The organism is Streptomyces carpinensis, assembly GCF_002154505.1.
GTDB lineage: Bacteria > Actinomycetota > Actinomycetes > Streptomycetales > Streptomycetaceae > Streptomyces > Streptomyces carpinensis.
Genome location: NZ_MUBM01000635.1, coordinates 1 through 5,867, shown reverse-complemented (window position 1 = coordinate 5,867; position 5,867 = coordinate 1). Strand labels below are relative to the sequence as shown.

General features: G+C 69.5%; 4 protein-coding genes. 1 reads left to right on the top strand and 3 read right to left on the bottom strand.

Going from position 1 to position 5,867, the window contains the following annotated elements:
• On the top strand, positions 1-423 hold a 423-nt coding region (locus tag BZY54_RS47380), incomplete at its 5' end, for a phosphodiester glycosidase family protein (RefSeq protein ID WP_143668390.1).
• 25 nt (positions 424-448) lie between these two features.
• On the opposite strand, the gene BZY54_RS47375 is transcribed toward BZY54_RS47380, so the two are convergent.
• The 3 genes from BZY54_RS47375 to BZY54_RS47365 form a co-directional block, all read right to left on the bottom strand.
• Positions 449-2,077: a hypothetical protein gene (locus BZY54_RS47375; RefSeq protein WP_086731479.1), complete on the bottom strand. Its 1,629-nt coding sequence runs from the start codon at positions 2,075-2,077 to the stop codon at positions 449-451.
• A gap of 253 nt (positions 2,078-2,330) precedes the next feature.
• Positions 2,331-4,460 carry a 3-hydroxyacyl-CoA dehydrogenase NAD-binding domain-containing protein gene (locus BZY54_RS47370; RefSeq protein ID WP_086731478.1) on the bottom strand — a complete coding sequence of 710 codons (2,130 nt, stop codon included), beginning with the start codon at positions 4,458-4,460 and terminating at the stop codon, positions 2,331-2,333.
• On the bottom strand, positions 4,457-5,677 hold the full coding sequence (locus BZY54_RS47365; RefSeq protein ID WP_086731477.1) for a thiolase family protein: 1,221 nt from the start codon (positions 5,675-5,677) through the stop codon (positions 4,457-4,459). The genes BZY54_RS47370 and BZY54_RS47365 overlap by 4 nt, the downstream gene beginning before the upstream one ends.
• Between the last annotated feature and the right edge of the window lie 190 nt (positions 5,678-5,867).

Genomic DNA, 5,867 nt, shown 5'->3' with positions numbered 1-5,867 from the left:
GGCAGCGGCATGGCCGTGTCCCTGCGGATCACCGATCCGGCGGGACAGACTCTGCCCGGGCCCGTGGAGACGGCCGTGGGCGGCAGCGCACGGCTGCTGCGCGACGGCGTCACCGACCCGGACGCCACCCGCCTCGGCACGGAACGGCAGCCGAGGACCGTCGCCGGGGTCACGGCCGACGGCACGCTGCTGCTCGTCGTCATCGACGGCCGGGCGAAGGGCGTCAGCGTCGGCGCGACCGGGCCCGAAGCGGCGGACCTGGTGCGCTCCCTCGGCGCCGTCGACGCCGTGAACCTGGACGGCGGCGGCTCCGCCACGGCCGTGGTCCGCGGGCAGGTGCGCAACAAGCCGCGCGAGACCGAGGGCGAGCCCGTGACGGAACGTCCGGTGGCCGACGCGATCGCGGTGCTGCCCGGAGCATGACGGCGGCGCCGACCGCGGCGGCCCCTCAGGGAAGCGTGACGGCGCCGGCCGACGCCGTGAAGAGAGAACCGCCCGTGCTCATCGAGACGTAGACCTCGTAATCCCCGGGATGCGCGTTCGTCAGGGCGACGCCCTTGTATCCGGACGTGGCGAAGTAGGCGAAGTCGTACGTGCCGAAGTCGCCGCGCCTGAGGTGCGGGCGCACCGCGAGCGGTTTGCGGGACATGCCGAGCCGGAACGAATACGTGGCCTGCGCCCCGCGCAGCACCAGATAGTAGTTCGCGTGGCCGTGCGCGGCGGCCTCGATGCCGTGCACGAAGAAGACGCCCTCGACGTGCAGGGTGCGGTCCTTCAGCCAGCTCTTCTCCAAGGAGAAGGCCGTCTCCTGGGAGAAATGACCGATGACGGGCCGGCGGACCAGACGGACCCGCTGCTCGTCGCCGATCAGCGAGATCTCCAGGCCGCCGAAAGGCCGCCGGATGTCGAAGGGACGCCGTGCCACGAGCTTCGTGCGCCGGTCTATTCCCTCGGCGGGGCTCGCCACCCGCACCGACAGCTCGAACACGCCGCCCGGCATTCCCGCCATCGGAATTCCGGTCTTCGCCTCGGGTTCGAACCCGCCGTCGGTGTAGTCACGGGCGAACCGGTCGAAGTAGAGGCTGTAGGTGTGCTTGGCCTCGGTGGTCGCCAGCGGGAACTCCCAGTGCCGTCCGCCGCCCTCGATCACCAGGCTCTTGACGGAGGGGAATTCGCCGTGCGGGGACTCGCCGGGGATGAAGGCGTGACCGCTCAGCAGCAGGTTGTTGCCGCGGATATCCTGCTTGTTCAGCACGGCGGTCAGCGCGTCGGAGGCCCGCAGCCCGGCCAGATACTGCTGCCGCTGGACGGGGTCGACCCGCGCCTGACCGTTCTCCACGAAGCCCAGCCGGGGCACGGCACCGTCGGACAGCGCGGACAGGACACCCAGCACCAGGGGCAGGTTGTATCCGGAGACCTCGCCGTGCTGCCGTACCAGCTGGGAGTTGGTCCGGATCAGGTTGAAGTTCTCGCAGGCCCAGAAGAGCTGAAGGTGCGGACTGATCTCGGTCTCGTACTGCTCGTCCGCCTCCGAGGTGAACAGGTACACGTTGTGGCCCTGCGCGCCGTATCGTTTCAGCAGTTCCGGAATGGCGCCGTCGAGCAAGTCGACGTGCATCGGCGGCATGTCCGGGCCGAGCATGTAGCGGCCGGTCTCCGCGCGGTCCCGTACGTAACTGCCGACGAGGAACTGCGGAACGACCGTGACGATGTTCCGGAATCCGTGCTTCAACCCGAAGTAGAGCGCGGCGCTGCCGCCCTTCGACACACCCAGCAGGCTCACCTGGTCGCGGCCGAGGCCCAGTTGCCCCATGGTGTTCTCGATGAGCCGGAGAACGGAGGCCTCGATGTCGAAGTTCATCGACCGGCACATGTAGTAGCTGTAGTGCCCGTCGAAATCGTCGCGGATCCACAGCACATTGGCCCGCAGGCCGTTCAGCGACTTACCGGCGAAGTGGTAGCCGTTCGGTGCGGCGAATCCCGAGAAGACCACGATCAGATGGCCTACGTCGCCTTCGCCGGCCCGGAATCGGTACTCCACCGGGACGGCGCCGGACGTGTCCGTCCCGGTCGTCACACCGCGCCGGTCGACCGTCGCCAGATTCGGTGCGAGTGCAGGGAGTTCCGTATTCATGAATGGCCGAGCCCACTTCTGTGCCGATGTCCGCCCCCTGCTTCCTCGGGGTGAGAGGAAGCCTGGAAAAGTGTATACGGCAGGTGTGGGAGAGGTAAGAGCGAGGTGTGGGGCCGCAAAGTGGGCCGTGCGACAGTCCGGGCATGACAAAGGGCCCCCGCCGCCGCGGAGGCCCCTCGTCAGTGCTGCTCGGTGGCTACGCCGGAACCGAAGCCACCCCCGGCTCCAGGAACCGCTTGCCGTTCACCCGCTCCGAGACGCCCTCGCGGTCCAGGTACGGCGTGATGCCGCCCAGGTGGAAGGGCCAGCCGGCGCCGGTGATCAGGCACAGGTCGATGTCCTGGGCCTCGGCGACGACGCCCTCGTCGAGCATGAGCCCGATCTCCTGCGCGACCGCGTCGAGCACCCGCGCCCGGACCTGCTCCTCGGTCAGGACCACATCGCCCTGCTTCAGCAGTGCGGCGACCTCCGGGTCCAGCTCCGGCTTGCCGCTGTCGTAGACGTAGAAGCCGCGCTTGCCCGCCTCGACGACCGCCTTGAGGTTCGGGGAGACCTTGAAGCGGTCCGGGAACGCCCTGTTGAGCGTCTCCGAGACGTGCAGGCCGATCGCCGGGCCGACCAGCTCCAGCAGGACCAGCGGGGACATCGGCAGACCGAGCGGCTCGACGGCCTTCTCGGCGACCTCGACCGGGGTGCCCTCGTCGATGACGTTCTGGATCTCGCCCATGAAGCGGGTCAGGATGCGGTTGACCACGAACGCCGGGGCGTCCTTGACCAGCACCGCGGTCTTCTTCAGCTTCTTGGCCACTGCGAACGCGGTCGCCAGCGAGGCCTCGTCCGTCTGCTTGCCGCGGACGATCTCCAGCAGCGGCAGGATCGCGACCGGGTTGAAGAAGTGGAAGCCGACGACCCGCTCGGGGTGCTTGAGCTTGGCCGCCATCTCCGTCACGGACAGGGAGGAGGTGTTGGTGGCGAGGATCGCGTGCGCCGGGGCGACCGCCTCGACCTCCGCGAACACCTGCTGCTTGACACCCATCTCCTCGAACACGGCCTCGATGACGAAGTCCGCGTCCGCGAAGCCCTCGGCCTTGTCCAGGACACCGGTCACCAGCGCCTTGAGGCGGTTGGCCTTGTCCTGGTTGATACGGCCCTTGCCCAGCAGCTTGTCGATCTCGCCGTGGACGTAGCCCACGCCCTTGTCGATGCGCTCCTGGTCGATGTCGGTCAGCACGACCGGCACCTCCAGGCGGCGCAGGAAGAGCAGGGCGAGCTGGGAGGCCATCAGACCGGCGCCGACGACACCGACCTTGGTGACAGGCCGGGCCAGGTTCTTGTCCGGGGCGCCCGCCGGACGCTTGCCGCGCTTCTGCACCAGGTTGAACGCGTAGATGCCGGAGCGCAGTTCGCCGCCCATGATCAGGTCGGCGAGGGCCTGGTCCTCGGCGTCGTAACCCTGCTGGAGGTCGCCGTTCCTGGCGGCGGCGATGATGTCCAGCGCGCGGTAGGCGGCCGGGGCCGCGCCGTGCACCTTGCCGTCCGCGATGAACCGGCCGCGCGCGACGGCCTGGTCCCAGGCCTCGCCGCGGTCGATCACCGGGCGCTCGACGACGATCTCGCCCTTGAGGACGGACGCCGTCCAGATCAGCGACTGCTCCAGGAAGTCGGCGCCCTCGAACAGCGCGTCGGCGATGCCGAGTTCGTAGACCTGCTTGCCCTTGAGCTGCTTGTTCTGGTTGAGGCTGTTCTCGATGACGACCGTCACGGCCTTGTCCGCGCCGATCAGGTTCGGCAGCAGCGTGCAGCCGCCCCAGCCGGGGACCAGGCCGAGGAAGACCTCGGGGAGCGAGAACGCCGGCAGCGCCGCGGACACCGTGCGGTAGGTGCAGTGCAGGCCGACCTCGACGCCGCCGCCCATCGCCGCGCCGTTGTAGTACGCGAAGGTCGGGACGGCCAGCTTCGACAGGCGCTTGAAGACCTCGTGGCCGCCCTTGCCGATGGCCAGCGCGTGGTCATGCTGCTTGAGGAGCTCGACACCCTTGAGGTCGGCGCCGACCGCGAAGATGAACGGCTTTCCGGTGATGCCGACACCGACGACCTCGCCGTCCGCGGCCTCCTTCTCGACCTGGTCGACGGCGGTGTTCAGGTTCGCCAGCGACTGCGGGCCGAAGGTGGTCGGCTTGGTGTGGTCGTGCCCGTTGTCGAGGGTGATGAGGGCGAAGCGCCCGGCGCCCAGGGGCAGGTCGAAGTGGCGTACGTGCGCCTGCGTGACGACCTCGTCCGGGAACAGCTCGGCCGCGCCCTTCAGGAGTTCAGCGGTGGTGCTCACTTGTCGCCTCCGTCGAAGTGCGGGTTCTCCCAGATGACCGTCGCGCCCATGCCGAAGCCGACGCACATCGTGGTCAGGCCGTAGCGGACCTGCGGCTGCTCCTCGAACTGGCGGGCCAGCTGCGTCATCAGACGGACGCCGGAGGAGGCCAGCGGGTGACCGAAGGCGATGGCGCCGCCGTACTGGTTGACGCGCTCGTCGTCGTCCGCGATGCCGTAGTGGTCGAGGAAGGCCAGGACCTGGACGGCGAAGGCCTCGTTGATCTCGAACAGGCCGATGTCGGAGATGGACAGGCCGGCCTTGGCCAGGGCCTTCTCCGTCGCCGGGATCGGGCCGTAGCCCATGACCTCCGGCTCCACGCCCGCGAAGGCGTAGGAGACCAGGCGCATCTTGACCGGCAGGTCGTTCTCGCGGGCGAACTCCTCGGAGGCGATGACCGAGGCGGTGGCGCCGTCGTTCAGACCGGCCGCGTTACCGGCGGTGACCCGGCCGTGGACGCGGAACGGCGTCTTCAGGCCCGCCAGGCTCTCCAGGGTGGTGCCCGGGCGCATCGGCTCGTCCGCCGTGACCAGGCCCCAGCCGGTCTCGCCGCCGTCGGGGTTGGTGCGGCGCACCGAGATCGGCACCAGGTCCTGCTGGATCTTGCCGTTGGCGTAGGCCTTGGCGGCCTTCTCCTGCGAGCGCACCGCGTACTCGTCGGCGCGCAGCTTGGTGATCTGCGGGTAGCGGTCGTGCAGGTTCTCCGCCGTCATGCCCATGAACAGGGCCGACTCGTCGACCAGCTTCTCGCTCACGAACCGCGGGTTCGGGTCGACGCCCTCACCCATCGGGTGGCGGCCCATGTGCTCGACACCGCCGGCGATGGCGACGTCGTACGCGCCGAAGGCGATGGAGCCGGAGACGGTGGTGACGGCGGTCAGCGCGCCCGCGCACATGCGGTCGATGGAGTAGCCGGGGACCGAGGTGGGCAGGCCCGCGAGGATGCCGGCCGTGCGGCCGATGGTCAGGCCCTGGTCGCCGATCTGCGTGGTCGCCGCGACGGCGACCTCGTCGACCTTCTTCGGGTCGAGACCGGGGTTGCGGCGCAGCAGCTCCCGGATCGCCTTCACGACGAGGTCGTCGGCGCGGGTCTCGTGGTAGATGCCCTTCGGGCCCGCCTTGCCGAACGGGGTGCGGACGCCGTCGACGAAGACGACGTCCCTGACGGTACGAGGCACGATGGCTCTCCTCCAGGGTGCGGGATGGCACTGCTGCGATGCGCTAGCACTGAGCGCGCGCTCAGCCTCATGCTACTCGTGGGTAATGTGACTGCCCAGTCCCCCCGCCCGGAGCGGCGAACATCACACCCCCGCGACCCGTTCGGGCGCGGGGGTGCGAGGCGGGCGCGGCTCCGCCGGGTGGGGCGGA